Below are 18,215 nucleotides of genomic sequence, written 5' to 3'. Positions count from 1 at the left end.
GGGGGTTCAGGGGTTGATCTGGCGGCCGTTCACCCGCTGGAGCATCTGGAGGTCCCGGATGTCGTCGTGCCTGAGCAGCCACAGGAAGAACCGCTCGACGCCGAGGCCGAACCCGGAGGTCTGCATCGGCCGCAGCTCCCGCATGCGCAGGTACCAGGCGTAGTCCTCCTCGGCGACCTCGTGGTGGGCCAGCGCCTCGCGCACCTGCTCGGCGGTGGCGTGCCGCTCGCCGGCGCCGACCGTCTCGCCTATCCCGAACAGCAGGTCGCCGTTGCGGGCGCGGGACGTGTCACCCGGCTCGTAGGCCTGGTAGAAGGGCACGGAGAGGTGGTCGAAGTGGGTCACCCAGACGAACTCGCCGAACTTGTCCATCAGCGCGGCCTCGGCCTTGCGGGTGAGGGCCCTGGCGCCGTCGGCCACCTCGGTGACGAGGTCGGGGGTGTCGCCGAGCAGGTCGACCGCCTCACTGAAGGTGACCCGGGGGAAGGCCTTCAGGGACAGCAGCCGCTCGATGTGCGCGGTGTCCCCCGCGACCTCGGCGATGGCCGGTCCCATCTCGTCCAGGTAGGCCTTCCCGAGGTGGCGTACGTACGCCTCCACGGTCTCCATCACCGCGTCCAGGTCGCCCTGGAGCTCGGCCTCCGAGTGGTAGAACTGGCAGAGGTGGGTGGGGTCGGGCGCCTCGCCGCGGAACGAGGGCATCACGTAGTACGAGCCCTTCTCCCACATGCGGCAGCTGTACTCCAGCAGGAACTGCATGGAGTCGGCGAGGTAGGTCGGCACGCCCTCCAGGTCGATGCGCACCGGCACCGAGTCGCTGCCCAGGCCCATGGGGCTGGAGATCGACCCCGTGGTCACCGGCAGGTAGGCGGCGCGGACGTCACGTCCCGCCCAGAACTCCACGGTGGCCCGCTGCATGACGTCCGTCAGCCGGAGCAGCAACCGGTACCAGGGGTGTGTCAGGGCCACCTCGAAGTGCTCGTCGGGAGTGCGCCACGTGCCCGGTGCGGTAAGCGGCTGCGTCTGGGTCATGTACGTGCTCACGTGTCCTCCTCGGACCATCGGTGCGGGGTTGGTGCGATGTGGGCCGGCCGCGGGGATCCGGGCGGCTGTGCCTCGCTCATTCGGCGGCGCGGCACGCTGCGGCACCGGGGCCGGTCAGTCCCAGGCCCAGGTGAGGGGCGTGGCGTCGGCCACGTCGGGGGCCGGTGCCGCAGAGGTCACGGTGGCCTGGCCGGCCGCCGGGCCCTCGTGGGCGGAGACCACGGGGAGGACCGTCGCGGCAGCGGCGGCGCAGGCGGTCAGCAGGACGGCGAGTCTGGGTGCCATGTGGCTCATCTCCTGACGGTCGTGCGAAAGAACCTGCTGGTCACAGCGGTTCCTGTCGGTGCGAACAGTTTTCGGCCCCGCTACCCGCCGGGCAAGGGATGCGGATGGCAGCAAGGTGCGTTGGCACCAAAGGGCCCTGTGGGGGGTGCGGTTGCGGATGGCAGGTGAGCGGGCATGCGAAAGCCGCCGACCACGGGCGGCGGCAACGGGCCGCGGCCACAGGGCAGTCGACGGGCAGTCAGCGGTTCTTCACCGCAGGGTGCGGCCCGCGGAGCGGGGCACACTCGCGAGGTCTAACCGACAGGCATCTCCCGGAGAGGGGCGTCCGCGGGCATGGTGACGATGCCGTGGCACAGGGCGGGCTCGCTCGGGCCGGGCGCGCGCAGCAGCACCTGATCGTGGTCCTCCGTGCGGCGCAACAGGCCGCGCACGGCCAGGAGCACGCCGTACCCCGCGGCCTCCGGGGAGGCCGCGGTCACGAAGAGCACGCCCACGCGGCTCCGGTGGGGCAGCACGGCCTCATAGACGTGCTCCACCGCGCAGCCCGGCACACGAGCCGTCTCCACGGCGACTTGACGCAGGCTCACCGCGGCCGTCGCGGACGACTGCGGTGACACTTCTACATGAATGGCGTACACGGCCACCGACCATTCCAGTCCAGCCTCGCCGCCGGGCGGTCCAGCGGTGACAGCTTATGGCCGTGGCAGCAAGAGGACCGCCGCCCGGGCTCAGATCCAGCCGACTCGCGCGGCGAGCATCCCCGCCTCGAAGCGGCTCCGGGCCCCGAGCCGGGCGGTGAGGACCGCCATCATCCGCCGTACGGTACGCAGCGACAGGCCCAGCTTCCGCGCCGCCACCTCATCGGTGTGACCCTGCGCGAGCAGACTCAGCAGGGCGCTCTCCTGCGGGGTGGGCGCCTCGACGTCCCCGCCCGCCAGCGCCCGCCCGTCCAGCGGCGCGCTCTGCTCCCACAGGGTCTCGAAGAGGGCCACCAGGGCCGCCACCACGCCGGGCGCCCGCACCACGACGGCGCCCAAGGAGGACTCCTCCGGGTCGAGCGGCAGGACAGCGCAGGCGCGGTCCACCACGAGCATCCGCAGCGGCAGCATCGGACTGGTCCGCACCTGTCCGCCGAGGGTGGACAGCCAGCGCGCGTACTCGATCGTGGCGCGGTCGTTGCGGACACTGTCCAGGTAGACCGTCCGCAGCCGCACGCCGGAGGCGAGGCTCTGCTCGTCCAGTGGCCGGCTGGCGTCCAGCGCGGCCTGGCTCAGGGCCCCGCCCGGCATGAAGGCGAGCAGTTCCTCGCGCGCGTGCCGGCTGAGTTCGGTGAGCCGCATCCGCACCTCGGCCATGCCGCTCAGCGTCTCCAGGCGTCCGCCGCGCCCTGCCTGGCTCGCGGCATAGGCGGCGGCCAGATCGGCCGCGGCCGCGCGCGCCACGGCCAGCTCGCGCTGCTGCGCCTCGATCTCGGCCTCGCGCCGGTGGATATGGGCGGCGAGCCCGACCTCCGGGTGCACGGGCACCGGGAGCACGTCGTCGCCCGTGGGCAGCGACAGCATGGAAAGGTCCGCGAGCTTGTCGAGGCAGTCGCGGATCTCCTTTTCGGAGACCCCCAATTCCCGGGACAAGTCGTCGACGGTCCGCTGCGGCCCTGAGACGACGAGACGGAAAACGGCCACACACAGGTCGTCCTGCCCGATCAACGTCGCGAGCGAACTGTCCCCTTCAGGTGCGAGCTGTTCCGATATGGGCGCAAGTGGGCGCACCTTACTACCTGTCTGCATGTTCCCCCGATTCACGCATCGGCCACACCGATGTCGGCCAAAATACCCGGGGTCGCTTCTCACCGCCATGAACTGGCGTGATCACTCCCCCGGAGCAAGGCATTCCTCCCGACAGGTGGTATACGCCTGTGCCACCGCTTCTGTCGAGACCTGGCCGAATCGATCAGGGCGATCCGTGCCGATCCGGGCCACTCTGGGCCGATCCGGCGGAGCCGGGCCGCGACACCGGCCGTCGCCGGAGCGAAGCGGACGGAACGACTGCCCTCCGTCCCCCTCCCTAGCCGCCGGGGAGCCAGACGGAGGCAAGGACGACCGTCGCGGGAGCGGGCGTCCCGACGGCGGTGGCGAGCCCGTTGGGGGCCGGGCCCGTCGCCCTGGTGAAATAGACCGCGCCTCCGGAGAACACCGCTCCGCTGAAGTAGACCGCGCCGCTGGAGAACACGGTGTCCCGGAAGTTCACCGTGGCCCCGGAGAAGATTGCTCCGCGGAAGTTCACCGTGCCGGCGGAGAACACCGCGTCCCCGAAGTGCACGGCTCCTCCGGAGAACACCGCGTCACTGAAATGGACCGAGCTGCCGGAGAAGGCCGCGTCGCCGAAGTGGACCGTGCCGCCGGAAAACACCGCCCCGCTGAAATACACCGCGCCACCCGAGAACACCGCGTCGCCGAAGTGGACCGTACCGCCGGAAAACACCGCCCCGCTGAAGTGGACCGAGCCTCCGGAGAACTCCGCGTCGCCGAAGTACACGGCGCCGCCGCAGAACTTCGCCCGGGTGAAGGACACCACGCCCCCGGAGAACACCGCCCGGCCGAGGTTCACGGCGCCGCCGGAGAAGACGGCGTCGCTGAAGTCCATGTCGCAGTCGATGGTGACGCCGGTGAGGTCGAGGTCGCAGCCCTGCCAGGAGCGGTGGGTCCCCCGCGGGCGTCGGTAGTGGTCGGCGATGAGGCCGAGGATCGTGTGCCGGACCTTGCGAAGGGCCAGGTAGCGGTGGTGTTCGTCCTGGTGGGCCGGTTCGGTGCTACCGGGGTCGGGAGTGAAGGGCAGCTGGAGATAGGCGCACAGGACATCGATGCACGTCTGGCGCAGATTGTCGTCGGGGGCGTCGTCGGCCAGCCCGGCCAGGGCGTGGACTCCGCCGAGCCGCACCGCGGGCGAGTCGGAGCCGAGTCTGTCGACGGCTTGGGAGAAGCGTTCGGTGTGAAGCCGGGTGGCGTCCCGGTGCGCGCCCGCCTCGTCGACGCGCTGGCGGCGGTAGGCGACGACCAGGGCGACGAGCGCGCCGGCCCCCGCGACCACTCCGAAGGAGAGTTTCACCAGGTCGAAGAGCGTCTTGGCATCAAGTTTCGTGGTGGAGTCGATCTCTTGGAAGTCGAGCAGCACCACCAGTCCGTAGAAGACGCCGCCCGCGACCAGGATCGCGGCGACGAAGGCGAGGGTCAGCGCCCGGCCGACCCGCCACAGCCGCAACTCCCGATCACTCGTGACGGAACGCGGCCTTCGCTTGGCTGTCATGACGGTGAGGACCGGGCGCGGCGGCGCATGGTTGCACGCCGGCCGGTCCACTTGACCCGCCCCCGGCCCCGTCGGGTGGGCGCAGGAGGTGCGCGGGCGCTCGTGGCGGAGCCCGCGGGCGCGCCGCCGGACCGGGCGGCACTTCCCGGGAGTTGACGGTGATGTGGACCGGCGTCATGGGGTCCCTTCGGCCGCCCGCCGAACAACAGGCGGCCCAGCGGGAGGACGGAGTGATAGCAGTGGACGGACGAGGCGACGCCCAGGATCCGTGGGGTGTCGAGGAAGAACGGCAGCTCGGCGTCCACGTAGGCCAGTGCCGCCTGCACCTGGGCGGGAGCGGGCAGGCCGTCGGGGCGCAGCCGCTCGGCGAGGAACCGGAACGCCGTGTCGTCCCTGACCGACCGCATCTCCAGGTCGTCGCGGAGTGCCGCGCGTGCCCGCGCCCGCACCTCTTGGTAGCCGGGCTGGTCGAGGAAGTCGGACAGCGGCCTGGACCGCACGCGCTCCGCCGACGCACCGACGTGCTTGAGGGCGCCGTCGATTCGCCGCCGCACGCCGCGCAGTTGCTTCGTCGCGCTTCTGCGCGCGGCGGCCGGTTCGTAGCCGAAGGCTTCGAGCGTCGCTTGCAGGGCCACGTCGGCGTGCACCACGTCCACGACCGCGAAGCGCTCCACCGCCCAGGCGACCGCCTCGGCCAACCGGCGGCAACTGAAGTAGCTGTTGCCCGTGCTCACGCCGAACAGCGCGTGGTCTCCCCGCCGGACGAGACGTTCACTGCTCGCCCCGAAGGGCAGGGCGCTCGCCCTCGCCGCGACCTCACCGGCCATCGTGACTCTTCGCATCAGGCTCTTCGCGCATGCCGGGCAACGTACCCACGTACAGTGACGAACATGTTGTCCAGTCCCTGAAGGCGTGACACTGAGTAGTTCTCAGCAGGACTGTGTCCCAGCGCGCGCCTCACGCTCCGTCATCGGCCCTCGCGACACTGTCGGGGCCCCGCACACCCTTCGGAACCGGGCGTCGCCTCGGCGTTGCGGCGGCATTGCGACGGCGTCGAAACCGTTGACCTTCCCTGCCGAGCCGTTTACGTTGCCGAACCAACAGCAAGTTAACAGACAGCTTGTTCAGTTACGCGACTACGCGTCACGCGCCGCAAGGAGTCCCGTGCCACGCTCCACCGAGATCGCGCCCCCCGCATCGCCGCCCCGACCCGGCCACGTGCCACCCCGCCCCGAACGGCGGGCATGGCTGGTCCTCGTCATGATCGTGGTCTTCATGATGATCAGTTACGCCGACAAGGCCGTTCTCGGTCTCGCGGCGGTGCCGCTGATGGAGGAGCTGGGCATCGGCAAGAGCACGTACGGGCTGATCTCCAGCTCCTTCTACCTCCTGTTCAGTCTGTCCGGGCTGGTCGTCGGGTTCTCCTCGGGACGGATCTCCAGCCGCGCCCTGCTCCTCGCCATGGCCGCGCTCTGGGCCGTCGCCCAGCTCCCGGTCCTGCTGGTGGCCGCCGTTCCCTCGCTGATCGCCGGGCGCGTCCTGCTCGGCATGGCGGAGGGCCCCGCGGCCTCCATGTCCATGCACGCGCTGTACAAGTGGTTCCCGACCGGGCGGCGGGGCCTGCCGTCCGCGCTGCAGATCGGCGGCGCGGCGCTCGGGACCGCCGTCTCCGCCCCGCTGCTGACCTGGCTCATCGTGGACCACGGCTGGCGTTCGGCTTTCGTGGCCCTCACACTCGTCAGTGCCGCGTGGTGCCTGGTCTGGCCCTTCGTGGGACAGGACGGGCCGTTCGGCGAGGAGCGGAAGCCGGTCCGGGGAGCGAGCCGTCCGCCGCGCGCGGCGGGTCCGCCTCTGCGGGCCCTGCTGACGAACGGCACCGTGACGGGCGGCATCCTCAGCGCCTTCGGGTCCCACTGGGCACTGGCCCTGTCCAGCGCGTGGCTGCCGGTCTACCTGCAGACGCAGATGGACATGACCGCGACCGGCGCCTCGTCCGTCGTCAGCGGGGTGTCGGTGGTCAGCCTGGCACTCCTGCTGTCCGTGCCCGCCTATGTCGACCGTCTCAAGCGCCGGGGCGTGTCCAGCAGGCGCGCGGACGGCATCCCGCAGGGCATGGCTGTCCTGGTGGCGGGCGGCGCGCTGGCCCTGCTGCCCTTCGCCGCGGGAGGGCCGGTCCAACTCCTGCTGATCGCGGTGGCCTTCGGCTGCCACGCGGTCGCCCTCCCGCTGCACTACGTCACGACGGCGACGGTCGTGCCGGACGGCCGCCGTGGCGCCGTCTTCGGCGTCGTGGCCGCTTCGGGAACCCTGCCGGGCCTCTTCGTGCCGTACCTGACCGGTCACCTCGTCGACGGCGCGGCCACCGAGGCGACCGGCTACACCGCGGCGTTCCTGCTGTCCGCGGGCGTCATGGCCGTGTGCGGGCTCCTGGCGATCGCCACCATCCACCCCGAGCGGGACGCCCGGAGGCTGAATCCCGCCGGGGCGTCCGTCCCGGCGCCCCGTCAGGCGGGCGTGTCGAAGCCCGTGGCCCAGTAGCGGCCGCGCAGCGCGAGGTCGAGCAGCATGCGCACGACCTCCTCGGCCGGCATGGGGGGCGCGTCCTGCTCGACCCACCACTGCAGGACTGCGACCTGCTCCCCCACCCAGGCCCTGGCGAGCAGCTCGGGATCGATCCTCGGTTCGACCGCGTTGCGCTCGGAGCGGCCACGGAACTCCTGCGCGGCGACGCGGGCGCAGGCGTCCGTGAACATCCGCAGCGGTTTGCCGTCCCCCTCACCGCGCAGCACGATCCGGTAGAGGTCACGCTCGTCCCGCGCGTGGCGCAGCATCTGCAGGATGGGTTTGCCGGTGAAGCCCACCGCGCTGTCCTGCACCACGGGTCGGAGCCGGTCGTCGAGTTCGGCCAGGAGGTCCGCGGTCACCCGGGCGAAGAGCTCGTCCTTGTCGCGGAAGTGGCTGTAGAAGGTCGCGCGGCCCACGTCGGCCCGCTGGGTGATGTCCTCGACGCTCAGGGCGGTGAACCCCCGCTCGATCACGAGTTCCACCAGAGCGTCACGCAGCGCTTTGCGTGTCTTGCGGACGCGCCTGTCCTCGGCCAACGCCGTCCCCCATTTCCTTGCCGTGCCCGAGCCCCTGGAGTGGGGCGACAGCTCAGTGTACGGAAGCCTTGACAGTCCCACCGTTACTGAACAAACTGTCCGGAAACTTACAGCCTGCTCTGGAGCCGCCCGATGAACCTCGGCACGTACCTCACACGCAGCGCCCGCCACTGGCCCGCGCACCCCGCGCTCGTCTGCGGGGACCAGACCTGGTCGTACGACCGGCTGGAGACCGCGGCCAACCGGCTGGCCTCCGCGCTGCGGCGGCGGGGGCTGCGTCCCGGGGAAGCCGTGGCGTCACTCGCGTGGAACCGCGCCGAACTCGTGGAAGTCGAATTCGCCCTGTACAAGGCGGGGTTGATACGGGTTCCGGTCAACGCCAGGCTGGGCCGCGCGGAGATCGAGCACATCCTCCGGGACGCACCCGTCCGCGTCCTGGTGTTCGACGCGGCGCACCGGGAGGACGCCCTGGCCGCCGTCGAGGCGGCCCGTACGGATTGCCTGCCCGTACTGCTCGACACCCTGGTCGACGAAGCACCGGCCGCGGGTGGACCAGTCAAGGGTGGAGCAGCAGTCGAGGGCGGAGTGGTCGACACGGGACCGGCCGACGCGGGACCGGGCGCAGGTCCCCGGCCGGTACCGTACGCCGACCTGCTGGCCGAGGGCGATGACGGCGTCGTCGCCGTCGAGACCGCCGAACACGATCCGGCCGTCCTCAACTTCACCTCGGGTTCGACCGGCGCTCTCAAAGCGGCGGTGCAGACGTTCGGCAACCGCCTCGCGAACATGCGCAAGACCCTGATGAGCGAGGATTCCCGGCCCGGCCCTCACACCCGTTACCTGGCCTGCGGGCCCATCACCCACGCCACCGGCATGGTGCTGCTGGCCGGTGTGTTCGGTGGCGCGACGACGCACATCCTGCCGACGTGGAGCGCGGAGGCCTTCTTCGACACCGTCGAACGGGAGCGGATCACCGCCACGTTCCTCGTGCCGGCCATGCTCAACATGGTGCTGGCCCACCCGGGCGCGGCGGAGCGCGATCTGTCGAGCCTCACGAGCGTACGCGTCGGCGGGGCCCCGGTGTCGCCCCAGCGGCTGCGCGACGCCGTCGCCCTCTTCGGGCCGGTGGTGGCCCAGGGCTACGGTCTCGCGGAGACCACCAGCGTGGTCGCGGGACTCTCCAGCGCTGACGTCCTGCGAGGGGTGACCGAGGACGAGGAACTCCTCCGGTCGTGCGGGCGCCCCGCGTACGACTCCGAGGTCCGTGTCGTCGACGAGCGCGGCGGCGAACTGCCGCCACGTGAGATCGGGGAGGTCATCGTGCGCGGTCCCGACTGCGTGAGCGAGTACTGGCACGCTCCCGATCTGTCGGCGGAGACCTTCCGCGACGGCTGGGTGCACACCGGTGACCTGGCCTTCATGCGTGAGGACGGCTATCTGTTCCTCGTCGACCGCAAGAAGGACATGATCATCTCCGGCGGCTTCAACATCTACAGCACCGAGGTCGAGACCGCCCTGTACGAGCACCCCGCCGTGCAGGAGGCCTGTGTGATCGGCGTGCCCGACGAGAAGTGGGGCGAGGCGGTCAAGGCCGTCGTCGTGACCCGCCCGGGACAGCACGTCGGCGAGCGGGAACTGGCCGACTTCTGCGCCCTGCGCCTCGACCGCTTCAAGAAGCCCCGGTCGGTGGAGTTCGTGACCGCGCTCCCCCACAACCGCAACGGCAAGCTCGACCGCAAGGCCGTGCGCGAGCCCTACTGGGCCGGCGCCGACCGACGCGTGCACTGACAACACCCTCCTCAAGACTCATCAAGAGAGACCGCACATGACCTTCTCGTTCCGCCCCACCTACGACGACCCGCAGCTCGCCGGACTCGTCGACCGTCTGCGCACCTACCTGGACGGTGAACTCGCCGGCTACGAGCGGGAACGGGGCATCACGCATGAGACCCGGCTCACCCGCGCCGACCTCGAACCCGTCTGGCGGCGCAGTCGCGAACTGGGCTTCTACGGCATCCACCTCCCCGAGGAGTACGGGGGCCAGGCCCTCAGCAACGTCCGGCTCGCCGCGCTCAAGGAGGAGATCAGCGCCTGCGGGCGAGTCCTCGGGCACTCGGTGCTCGGTGACATGGGCGGACCGCTGCGGGCCGGGGACATCCTGAAGTACGCCACGGAGCACCAGCTCACCACCTATCTGCTGCCCCTCGTACGCGGTGAGCGGGCCTGTTGTTTCTCCCTCACCGAGGCCGACGCCGGCTCCGACGTGCGGTCCATGACCACCACCGCCACACCGGACGGGGACGGATACCGGCTGACCGGCCACAAGGTGTTCAGCTCGGCGGGGCCCTTCGCCGACTTCGCGATCGTGGTGGCGAGGACGGCGGGCACGGAGAACTCCTTCTCCGCGTTCCTGGTCGACCTGGACAGCCCCGGTTGCCGTGTGGCGGAGGGCGCCACCCCGATGTCGGGCGAGCACATCGAGAGCGACATCATCCTGGAGGACTGCCACGTCCCGGCCGCCAACCTCCTGGGGGAACAGGGCCAGGGCCTGAAGATCGCGCTGGGCCGGGTGACGAACAACCGGCTGCTCCACTGCCCCACCGCCATCGGCGCCGCCCGCCGCGCCCTCCATCTGACCCGCGACCGGGCCCTGACGCGCAAGGCCGCGGGCGGCCGGCTCCTGATGGAGATGCAGTCCATCCAGCACAAGCTGGCCGACATGGCGACGGAGCTCTACGCGGCCCGCTCGATGACCTACGCCGCTCTCGCCGCCCTGGACGGCGGATCGGACGTCCGCGCGGAAGCGTTCATGTGCAAGCTGTTCGTCGCGGAATCGGCGTTCCGCATCCTCGACCAGGCCGTCCAGATCCACGGCAAGGACGGGCTCACCCAGGGCAACGAGATCGAGTACCTCTTCCGCAAGATGCGCATGTTCCGTGTCCTGACCGGAACCTCCGAGATCCAGCGCAACGGCATCGCCAAGTCGCTGGTGACGCTTGCCTGATGAGGCCGCATCCGGCCCCGCACCGAGACGAGACGGCACCATGACCCACACCTCGCAGGACCACGACTCCCCCGCCGACGGCCCCGACGACGCGGAGGACTTCGCGGACGCCGCCCGGGGGTTCATCGCCCGGCTGGAGCCGGGCGCCGTCCACGACGCCACCGGACGTCTGGTCTGGGACGCCGACGCCTACGCCTTCCTCGAGGAGGACTGCCCGCCCACGGCGCACCCGTCGCTGTGGAGGCAGAGCAGGCTGGTGGCCCGGCAGGGTCTGTTCGAGGTGGTGCCGGGTGTCTACCAGGTGCGGGGCCTGGACCTGTCCAACATCACCTTCATCGAGGGCCGGCACGGCGTGATCGTCGTCGACCCCCTCATCAGCACGGAGGTGGCCGCCGCCGCCCTCTCCCTGTACCGGACCCACCGCGGTGAGCGCCCCGTGACGGGCGTCGTCTACACGCACTGCCATGTGGACCACTTCGGCGGGGTACGCGGCATCATCGGCCCGGCCGAAGCCGCCTCCGGCCGGGTGCCGGTCATCGCTCCCGCCGGATTCCTGGAGCACGCCGCCGGCGAGAACGTGATGACGGGCCCGGCCATGGGGCGCAGGTCCGGATACATGTACGGCGCCGCTCTGCCCAAGGGGCCCGCCGGGCAGATCGGCTGCGGTCTCGGGCAGACCACCTCGCTCGGCGGCATCTCGCTGATCGCGCCCACCCTCGACGTCACCGCCACCGGCCAGACGGAGACCGTCGACGGCGTGCGTCTGGTCTTCCAGCTCACCCCCGGCACCGAAGCCCCGGCCGAGATGAACTTCCACCTGCCGGACCTGCGCGTCCTGTGCGTGGCGGAGAACGCCTGCCACACCCTGCACAACGTGCTGACCCTGCGGGGAGCCCTCGTCCGTGACCCCAGCGCCTGGGCCCGCTATCTCACCGAGACGCTCGCCCTGTTCGCCGACGACACCGACGTGGTGTTCGCCTCCCACCACTGGCCCACCTGGGGGCAGGACCGGGCCGTGCGGTTCCTGGAGGAGCAGCGCGACGCCTACGCCTACCTCCATGACCAGTGCGTACGGCTGATCAACGCGGGCCGTACGGGCGCGGAGATCGCGGAGGAGCTGCGCTATCCGCCCGCGCTGGAGCGTGCCTGGCACGTCCGCGGCTACTACGGCTCGCTCAGCCACAACGCCAAGGCGGTCTACCAGCGGTACATGGGCTGGTTCGACGGCAACCCCGCGCACCTGTGGCAGCACCCGCCGCGCGAGGGGGCGGAGCGGTACGTCGCGTTCATGGGCGGGGCGGACGCGGTGGTCGACAAGGCCCGCGCCTCGTTCGAAGCCGGTGACCTGCGCTGGACCGCGGAGGTCCTCAGCCATGTGCTGCTCGCCCGGCCCGAGCACGCGGCGGCCCGCGCTTTGCAGGCCTCGGCCTTCGAGCAGCTGGGCCACGGGGCGGAGTGCGGCCCGTGGCGCAACTTCTACCTCATGGGCGCCATGGAGCTGCGTGAAGGCGTACGCGGCACCCCCTCCCGCGGAGCACCCGACATCATCGCGGCCCTGACGGTCGAGCAGATCTTCCGGTCCATGGCCGTCCGGATCAACGGCCCGCGAGCGGCGGCGGCCGGCCGGATACTCCTGCGCTGGGAGATCACCGCACCGGAGCCGGCGCCGGGGAGCCCCGGCACGGCCGAGACCTGGACCGTTCTCCTGTCCAACGGCGCGCTCACCCCGATGCGCGGCGGCGCGCCGCGCGGGGAGGACCCGGACGTGACGCTGCGGCTGCCGCGAACCGTCCTCGACGCCGTGATGAGCAGGGCCACCACCTTCGCCGACGCGATCGCCCGCGGCGACGCCACGGTGGAGGGCGACGTACGGACCCTGCTCACCTTCGGTTCGCTCACCGACCGGCCCGACACCCGCTTCCCGATCGTCACACGGTAGGGCGCTTTCACGCCTCCACGACCGGCCGCCGCTCGGTGCCGCTCTGCCCGCGCAGCCGGCGGCGCAGCGCGGCGAGCCGGGGGTGGCGCTCGCTGAGCTCCGCCGAGTGGCGGTCCAGTTCCTGCATGAGGCGCTCGGTGCGCTTGTCGAGGTCCAGCTCGTCGAGGATGCGGTCGATCTCGGCGAGCAGCGCACCGTGCAGCTGCCACTGCCGGGGGTACTCCTGCACATCGCGCAGAAGCATCTCGGCGACCCGGTCGCGGGTGATCCGGCTCGCGGCCAGGGTGGCGGTCAGCCGCTCCTCGGCCTGCTCGGCGTTGGCAGTCACCTGGCTGGTGATCAGCCGGGCGAAATTCTCGATGGCTTCGGCCATCTGCTCGAACAGCTCATGGAGGCCGGCCGACACGTCCGGCGGGAAGAGCGCTTCCCGCCTGCGGAACTTGGCCAGGTCGGTCAGGCTCCGGGTCAGCACCCGCAGCACCACCGCGCAGATCTCCAGGGTGTCGAGGCCCGTCCGGAGGACCACCCGGGACAGCAGCCCTTCCCGTACGCGCGGGTTCATCCGGAGGCTCTCCTCCGCCTGGCGCAACGAGGCGTCGACCTCCACGATGTCGTGGTCGAGGCGCCGCGCCTCGTGAAGTCGGGCGGCCGCGCGCGGGAAGGGGATGGGACCCTCGGCGATCTCCGCTCCCATCGTGCGGAACATACGGCCCATCGCGCGCGCGAGCCCGTCGATGGACGCCCCCGCCGACTGCGTCCACACCGGAGGGGCGAACAGCAGGTTGAACAGCAGGCCCACCCCGGCTCCGATCAGTGTTTCCAGGACGCGGTGCCAGGCCGCCGACGTAGCCTGGGAGACGCCGAGGACCAGCATCGCGCTGATCGCCACCTCGGGCACGAATTCGTTCACCCGTACGAAGCGGCCGATGATCAGCGAAGTGAAGATCGTCAGACCGAGACTCCACCAGGTCAGACCGACCAGGGTGGTGAAGCCGATGGCGATGAGGACGCCGACGACGACGGCGTTCACGCGCCGGATACCGGTGGTGAGGGTCGCGTACAGAGTGACCTGGACGACCAGGAGCGCGGTCAGCGGAGCCGTCAGGGGAGCGGGTCGCGGGGGCAGGACCATCAGGGCGACGCCGAAGGAGATGACGGCGGCGGCCGTGGAACGCAGCGTCTGCGCCGCAACGGGTTCGGTGGTCCGCCGCACCAGTTTGATCACGGGGGCAGATACGTCGGGCATGTCCTTCACGTGCCCGATCATGAACCGTTCATCACACTTCGGCCCCTGGAACCCCTCGCGCCATGCCACGTCCCCTCTCGGCTCATGTGCTGCCGACGCCCTGGTCCGGCGGGCCCCCCGAAGGGCCGTTCGCTCGGTTCTGCACGGCCTCCGCGATCCGCTGGGCGGTCTGGCCGGGTGTGAGGTGGGTGGTGTCGACGACCTCGGCCTCGGCGTGCAGCCACGTGGCGGCCGCCTCGGCGTAGGGTTCGAGGTACTGGAGCCGGAACGGGGAGTCGGGGCCGAGGACGGTGTCACCCGCGATGCGCCCGCGGAGGGTGTCCTGGTCGGCGTGGAGGACGAAGTGCCGGACCGGAATGGCGTGCTGGGCGAGGCCCGAGCTGATCTCGCGCCAGTACTGCTCGACCAGGACGGTCATGGGAATCACCAGCGTGCCGCCGGTGTAGTCGAGGACGTGCCGGGCGGTCTCGACCACGAGCGGCCGCCACGGCGGCCAGTCCTGGAAGTTGCCCGTCCAGGGCAGCCCCGGCGTGATGTCCATGAGCGTCTCGCCGACCTTCTCGGCGTCGAACACCCGTGAGTCCGGGATCAGCTGCCGCACGAGCGCGCCGGTCGTCGTCTTGCCCGCGCCGTGGGTGCCGTTGAGCCATACGATCATGCACTCGACGTTACGTCGTGCGGGCCGCGGGGACGGGCGGAGCGGAAAAGGGTGACCCTCCCGACATCACCGGCTGCCGTGAGCACGGACGCGTCGGCCGGGTCCGTCAGCCGGAACCGTCCAGGGGACGACGAGTACGGCGGCCATCGAGAGGGCGGCGAGGAGGACGAAGAGGGGGCCGTAGCCGCCGAGGGGGACGGCCAGGGCGACGCCGGCGAACGGCGCGAGGGCCGTGGCGGTCGTGGTCGGTGTCGCGAGGAGTCCGGAGAGGCGGCCATAGTGGGTGGCGCCCCAGCGGTCGGTGATGGCGGTGGCCTGGAGGAGGGTGAGGTTGCCCCGGACCGTGCCGGCCACGACCGCCACGGTGACGAGCGGACTGACCGCCCCGATGACGGACCCGTGGTCATGACCGCGCGCGGGCCGCGCCGGTCGAGGGTGCGCCGGACGCGGATCCCGGCGCGGGCGGAGACGGCGAGGCCGAGGGAGAACGCCGCGGTGGTGGCCCCGGCGGGCCGGCCGGTCGCGGTGGTGATCCGCGGGTTGCGGACGGGGAAGGCGCAGTAGGCGATGCCCCGGCTCACGATGTGCGTGGCGCAGAGCGCGGGCAGGGCGGCGCGGGGCCGCGACCGGTCCCCCGTTCCGGTCGCGACGCCGCGCATGGGGGTGCCCAGGCCGGTCACGAGCCGCAGCAGCCGCCCGCCGGGGCCTGTTCGGCAGTCGCACCGACCGTGGCGGGGGCGCTCAGCTGGACGAGTTGCGGCGTCGGCGCGCAGCAGCCGTCGGTCTGCGCGGTGTCGGGGGCGTCGAAGAGACCGGCGCCGCCGCAGACTCCGGTCTCGGGGAGGGTGAGTTCGACGCGGTCGGCCGCGTCGAGGTCACCGGCGATGGCGGCGGCGACGGAGCGGACCTGTTCGTAGCCGGTCATGGCGAGGAAGGTCGGGGCGCGGCCGTAGGACTTCATGCCGACGAGGTAGAGGCCCTGCTCGGGGTGGGAGAGTTCGCGGTGGCCGTGAGGGTAGACGGTGCCGCAGGAGTGCTGGTTGGGGTCGATCAGCGGTGCCAGTTCGACGGGCGCCTGGAGGCGCTCGTCGAGGCCGAGGCGCAGTTCGTCGAGGAAGGACAGGTCGGGGCGGAAGCCGGTCAGGACGATCACCTCGTCGACCGCGTCCAGGCGTCGCCCGTCCTCGCCGACCAGGATCAGCCGGCCGTCGGCGTCGCGCTCGACCGCTTCGGTGCGGAAGCCGGTGACCGCGTCCGCGTGGCCCTCGTCGACGGCGGCCTTCGCCGCCAGGCCCAGGGCGCCGCGCGCCGGGAGCTGGTCGGCCTCGCCGCCGCCGAAGGTGGAGCCGGAGATGCCCCGGCGAAGGATCCACACCCCCTTCGTCCCCGCGCCGTCGCCGGACGTGGCGAGGCCGGCCAGGTGGGCGAGGGCGGTGAAGGCCGAGGCGCCGGAGCCGATCACGGCGGTGCGCCTGCCCGCGTACCGGGCGCGGACGGCCGGGTCCTTCAGGTCAGGGACGCGGTAGCTGATCCGGTCCGCGGCGGTCTGCTCGCCGAGGGCGGGCAGACCGCTGCCGCCTGCCGGGGAGGGCGTGGCCCAGGTGCCGGAGGCGTCGATGACCGCGCGGGCGAAGTGGCGCTCCTCGCGCCCGTCGGCGTGGGTGACGTGCACGACGAACGGCTGCTGTTCGCGGTCGGCGTCCACGATCCGGTCCCTGCCCGCCCGGGAGACGCCGGTGACGGTGGCGTGGAGGCGGACGCGGTCGCCGAGGACGTCGGCGAGCGGCCCCAGGTAGCGGTCGACCCAGTCACCGCCGGAGGGGTACGCGGCCGGGTCGGGCCGCACCCAGCCGGTGGGGGCCAGGAGCTTCTCGGCGGCGGGGTCGACGACCTCGCCCCACGGGGAGAACAGCCGCACGTGCGACCACGCGCGCACCGCGGCGCCGGCGGTGGGTCCGGCTTCCAGGACCAGGGGTTCGATGCCCTGGTCGAGCAGGTGGGCGGCGGCGGCCAGGCCGGTGGGTCCGGCTCCGATCACGACGACGGGCAGCTCGGTGGTGGCGGGCGCGTTCACGGCGACTCCTCACTTGTTTCGGCATCTGTCGATGGCTTGCACGACCCAGCATGGCACCTGTATTGATGAGCGTCAACATAGACAACTATCGAAGTACGGGTGGTCGCCCTCCACGCGCCCGGATGCCGTCGGGAGTCCCCGGCGCCGCGAGGGCCTCGCCTCCGGGGCCCCGGGGCTCGCGTACGCCGGCCTTGAGTAGCGGCACAGCCCGTTGTCACACTCGCTGCGCGTCATGGGCCGCGCGCGAAGCGGATGGCCGGGCGTCCGGCCGCCCGCCTCGGGCGCCGGCGAAGCGCCCTCCCCTCACTGGTTCGACGTGTGTCAACATAGACGTATGTCGAATGTGAAGGCGCTGCCGCTCCTCGAACCCGCCGACGGCCAGGGCGTGGCGCCGTGCTGCCCGCCGCTGACCGAGCGGCCGATGACCGCCCAGGAGGCCGAGACCGCCGCGCGGATGTTCAAGGCGCTCGGCGACCCGGTCAGGCTCCGTCTCTTCTCGGCGGTGGCCTCGCACGAGGGCGGGGAGGCGTGCGTGTGCGACATCTCCGACGTCGGCGTCTCCCAGCCGACCGTCTCCCACCACCTGAAGAAGCTGAAGGAGGCCGGGCTGCTCACCTCCGAGCGGCGTGGCACCTGGGTGTACTACCGGGTGGAGCCGTCCGTACTCGCCGCGATGGGCAAGCTGCTGACCCTGCCGACCGCGGCCTGACGAGCGAGGAGGGAGGCGGCGCGACGCGCCCGGACCGCTGTTGGCCGAAACCGCCGTCACTCGCAGCGCTTACCGCCAAGGTTTACCCAGGCTCAACTCCAGGGTGGACGCAGCGACTTTCCCCCCGATGGGAACCTCCTCTCGGCGCCGCGAAGGGCGGCGCTTCAAGCGGGGAACCGCGAAGAAGCAGGGGGAAAGACATGGCAGTCACGAAGGGGCGCGTCGCCATCGCGGCGGCAGGCGGTTTGCTCATGCTCGCCACGGGCGTGAGCACGGCCGAGGCGGGATCGGGGGCGTCGGCGGCCTCGCGCTTCGTCCAGCAGGCCGAGTCCGCGCACCTGACCAGTGCGCAGACCACGGCGCTGCAGGCGGACGTGGACCGCTACCTGAAGAAGATGGGCGGGACCCAGGTCGCGCTCAACAAGATCGACCTCAAGGGCAAGGGCGAAATCCTCGTCGCCCTGCCGGGCGAGGCCCGCCCGCGCGACTTCGCCTCGGGCGACGGGACACGCGCCGCCGCCGACCCGTGCCTGGACGTTCCGGGGGTGTCGGGGAACTTCTGCGCCTACCAGCGCGACAACTACAGCGGATCCATCATCAAGATGCGCCAGTGCAACACGAAGTACTACGTGTCCACTTGGGGCAGGGGCGGTTCCTGGATCAACGACCAGACCCGCAACGTGGAGAGCCGCCGGGCCCGGATGTACAACCCCAACGGCACCATGATCTACAAGACGCCGCGGGCGTTCAGCTCGGACCCCCACGGCGACTGGAACCCCGTCCGCTACGTGATCCCCTGCGGCTAGGACCGGTCCGGGCCGACGATCGTCGCGGGCGGTCCGGCATGCCGCC

General features: G+C 71.5%; 16 protein-coding genes and 1 pseudogene. 6 read left to right on the top strand and 11 right to left on the bottom strand.

The annotated features are described in order from the left end of the window. Positions 1-6: 6 nt before the first annotated feature. The 6 genes from DCW30_RS34995 to DCW30_RS34975 form a co-directional block, all read right to left on the bottom strand. Positions 7-1,044 (bottom strand): asparagine synthetase A, encoded by a 1,038-nt coding sequence (locus tag DCW30_RS34995; RefSeq protein ID WP_237283484.1) that lies wholly within the window; start codon positions 1,042-1,044, stop codon positions 7-9. Positions 1,045-1,158: 114 nt separating this feature from the next. Continuing rightward, the gene (locus tag DCW30_RS36945) at positions 1,159-1,329 is read right to left on the bottom strand and encodes a hypothetical protein (protein ID WP_162933607.1); all 171 of its coding nucleotides are present in this window, start codon (positions 1,327-1,329) and stop codon (positions 1,159-1,161) included. Between the two features lie 293 nt (positions 1,330-1,622). Next, on the bottom strand, positions 1,623-1,895 hold the full coding sequence (locus DCW30_RS34990) for a hypothetical protein (RefSeq protein WP_123985642.1): 273 nt from the start codon (positions 1,893-1,895) through the stop codon (positions 1,623-1,625). Positions 1,896-2,057: 162 nt separating this feature from the next. Then, positions 2,058-2,960, bottom strand: coding sequence for a helix-turn-helix transcriptional regulator (locus tag DCW30_RS34985; RefSeq protein WP_237283483.1), 903 nt, complete (start codon positions 2,958-2,960; stop codon positions 2,058-2,060). Between the two features lie 433 nt (positions 2,961-3,393). Beyond that, complete coding sequence (locus DCW30_RS34980; RefSeq protein ID WP_076689774.1) at positions 3,394-4,632, bottom strand: pentapeptide repeat-containing protein; 1,239 nt, start codon at positions 4,630-4,632, stop codon at positions 3,394-3,396. Continuing rightward, positions 4,629-5,474, bottom strand: coding sequence for a tRNA-dependent cyclodipeptide synthase (locus tag DCW30_RS34975; protein ID WP_079250269.1), 846 nt, complete (start codon positions 5,472-5,474; stop codon positions 4,629-4,631). Before DCW30_RS34975 ends, DCW30_RS34980 begins: the two co-directional genes overlap by 4 nt. Before the next feature lie 322 nt (positions 5,475-5,796). Between DCW30_RS34975 and DCW30_RS34970 the strand changes: the two genes are divergently transcribed. Next, complete coding sequence (locus DCW30_RS34970) at positions 5,797-7,170, top strand: MFS transporter (RefSeq protein WP_076687954.1); 1,374 nt, start codon at positions 5,797-5,799, stop codon at positions 7,168-7,170. Here the strand turns inward: DCW30_RS34970 and DCW30_RS34965 are convergent. Beyond that, positions 7,137-7,733 (bottom strand): TetR/AcrR family transcriptional regulator, encoded by a 597-nt coding sequence (locus DCW30_RS34965; protein WP_076687952.1) that lies wholly within the window; start codon positions 7,731-7,733, stop codon positions 7,137-7,139. The genes DCW30_RS34970 and DCW30_RS34965 overlap by 34 nt on opposite strands. A gap of 132 nt (positions 7,734-7,865) precedes the next feature. Here DCW30_RS34965 and DCW30_RS34960 point away from each other — a divergent pair, with 132 nt between their 5' ends. The 3 genes from DCW30_RS34960 to DCW30_RS34950 are packed head-to-tail and all read left to right on the top strand — an operon-like array spanning position 7,866 to position 12,676. Next, entirely contained in the window at positions 7,866-9,521 is a 1,656-nt protein-coding gene (locus tag DCW30_RS34960) for a class I adenylate-forming enzyme family protein (protein WP_076687950.1), read from the top strand. A 37-nt stretch (positions 9,522-9,558) separates the two neighbouring features. Then, positions 9,559-10,737: an acyl-CoA dehydrogenase family protein gene (locus tag DCW30_RS38000; RefSeq protein ID WP_076687948.1), complete on the top strand. Its 1,179-nt coding sequence runs from the start codon at positions 9,559-9,561 to the stop codon at positions 10,735-10,737. 40 nt (positions 10,738-10,777) lie between these two features. Further along, positions 10,778-12,676 carry an alkyl/aryl-sulfatase gene (locus DCW30_RS34950; protein WP_076687945.1) on the top strand — a complete coding sequence of 633 codons (1,899 nt, stop codon included), beginning with the start codon at positions 10,778-10,780 and terminating at the stop codon, positions 12,674-12,676. 7 nt (positions 12,677-12,683) lie between these two features. On the opposite strand, the gene DCW30_RS34945 is transcribed toward DCW30_RS34950, so the two are convergent. The 4 genes and pseudogenes from DCW30_RS34945 to DCW30_RS34930 all read right to left on the bottom strand — a co-directional run bounded on the left by DCW30_RS34945 (position 12,684) and on the right by DCW30_RS34930 (position 16,654). Continuing rightward, positions 12,684-13,922 carry an FUSC family protein gene (locus DCW30_RS34945; protein ID WP_076689772.1) on the bottom strand — a complete coding sequence of 413 codons (1,239 nt, stop codon included), beginning with the start codon at positions 13,920-13,922 and terminating at the stop codon, positions 12,684-12,686. 82 nt (positions 13,923-14,004) lie between these two features. Continuing rightward, positions 14,005-14,580, bottom strand: coding sequence for a P-loop nucleotide/nucleoside kinase family protein (locus DCW30_RS34940; RefSeq protein WP_076687943.1), 576 nt, complete (start codon positions 14,578-14,580; stop codon positions 14,005-14,007). 66 nt (positions 14,581-14,646) lie between these two features. Beyond that, positions 14,647-14,967: pseudogene (locus tag DCW30_RS38330) on the bottom strand (MFS transporter); the annotation flags it as partial. Positions 14,968-15,256: 289 nt separating this feature from the next. Next, on the bottom strand, positions 15,257-16,654 hold the full coding sequence (locus DCW30_RS34930) for an FAD-dependent oxidoreductase (protein ID WP_076687941.1): 1,398 nt from the start codon (positions 16,652-16,654) through the stop codon (positions 15,257-15,259). A gap of 334 nt (positions 16,655-16,988) precedes the next feature. On the opposite strand from DCW30_RS34930, the gene DCW30_RS34925 reads away from it, so the two are divergent. After that, on the top strand, positions 16,989-17,363 hold the full coding sequence (locus DCW30_RS34925) for an ArsR/SmtB family transcription factor (protein WP_076687939.1): 375 nt from the start codon (positions 16,989-16,991) through the stop codon (positions 17,361-17,363). A gap of 200 nt (positions 17,364-17,563) precedes the next feature. Beyond that, a complete protein-coding gene (locus tag DCW30_RS34920; protein ID WP_076687936.1) occupies positions 17,564-18,169 on the top strand; it encodes a peptidase inhibitor family I36 protein in 606 nt (201 codons plus the stop codon). The last annotated feature ends 46 nt before the right edge of the window (positions 18,170-18,215 follow it).

It is taken from the genome of Streptomyces alfalfae, from assembly GCF_004127445.1.
GTDB classification, from domain to species: domain Bacteria; phylum Actinomycetota; class Actinomycetes; order Streptomycetales; family Streptomycetaceae; genus Streptomyces; species Streptomyces alfalfae.
Note: the sequence above shows the minus strand (reverse complement) of the source record. Positions and strands in the feature narration are given on the sequence as shown.

Excerpts from the sequence above, each read along its gene's own strand:
- DCW30_RS36945 (WP_162933607.1), bottom strand. The coding sequence starts at position 1,329 with ATGGCACCCAGACTCGCCGTCCTGCTGACCGCCTGCGCCGCCGCTGCC.
- DCW30_RS34940 (WP_076687943.1), bottom strand. The coding sequence starts at position 14,580 with ATGATCGTATGGCTCAACGGCACCCACGGCGCGGGCAAGACGACGACC.
- DCW30_RS34945 (WP_076689772.1), bottom strand. The coding sequence starts at position 13,922 with ATGCCCGACGTATCTGCCCCCGTGATCAAACTGGTGCGGCGGACCACC.
- DCW30_RS34950 (WP_076687945.1), top strand. The coding sequence starts at position 10,778 with ATGACCCACACCTCGCAGGACCACGACTCCCCCGCCGACGGCCCCGAC.
- DCW30_RS34925 (WP_076687939.1), top strand. The coding sequence starts at position 16,989 with ATGTCGAATGTGAAGGCGCTGCCGCTCCTCGAACCCGCCGACGGCCAG.
- DCW30_RS34920 (WP_076687936.1), top strand. The coding sequence starts at position 17,564 with ATGGCAGTCACGAAGGGGCGCGTCGCCATCGCGGCGGCAGGCGGTTTG.
- DCW30_RS34960 (WP_076687950.1), top strand. The coding sequence starts at position 7,866 with ATGAACCTCGGCACGTACCTCACACGCAGCGCCCGCCACTGGCCCGCG.
- DCW30_RS34975 (WP_079250269.1), bottom strand. The coding sequence starts at position 5,474 with ATGCGAAGAGTCACGATGGCCGGTGAGGTCGCGGCGAGGGCGAGCGCC.
- DCW30_RS34980 (WP_076689774.1), bottom strand. The coding sequence starts at position 4,632 with ATGACAGCCAAGCGAAGGCCGCGTTCCGTCACGAGTGATCGGGAGTTG.
- DCW30_RS38000 (WP_076687948.1), top strand. The coding sequence starts at position 9,559 with ATGACCTTCTCGTTCCGCCCCACCTACGACGACCCGCAGCTCGCCGGA.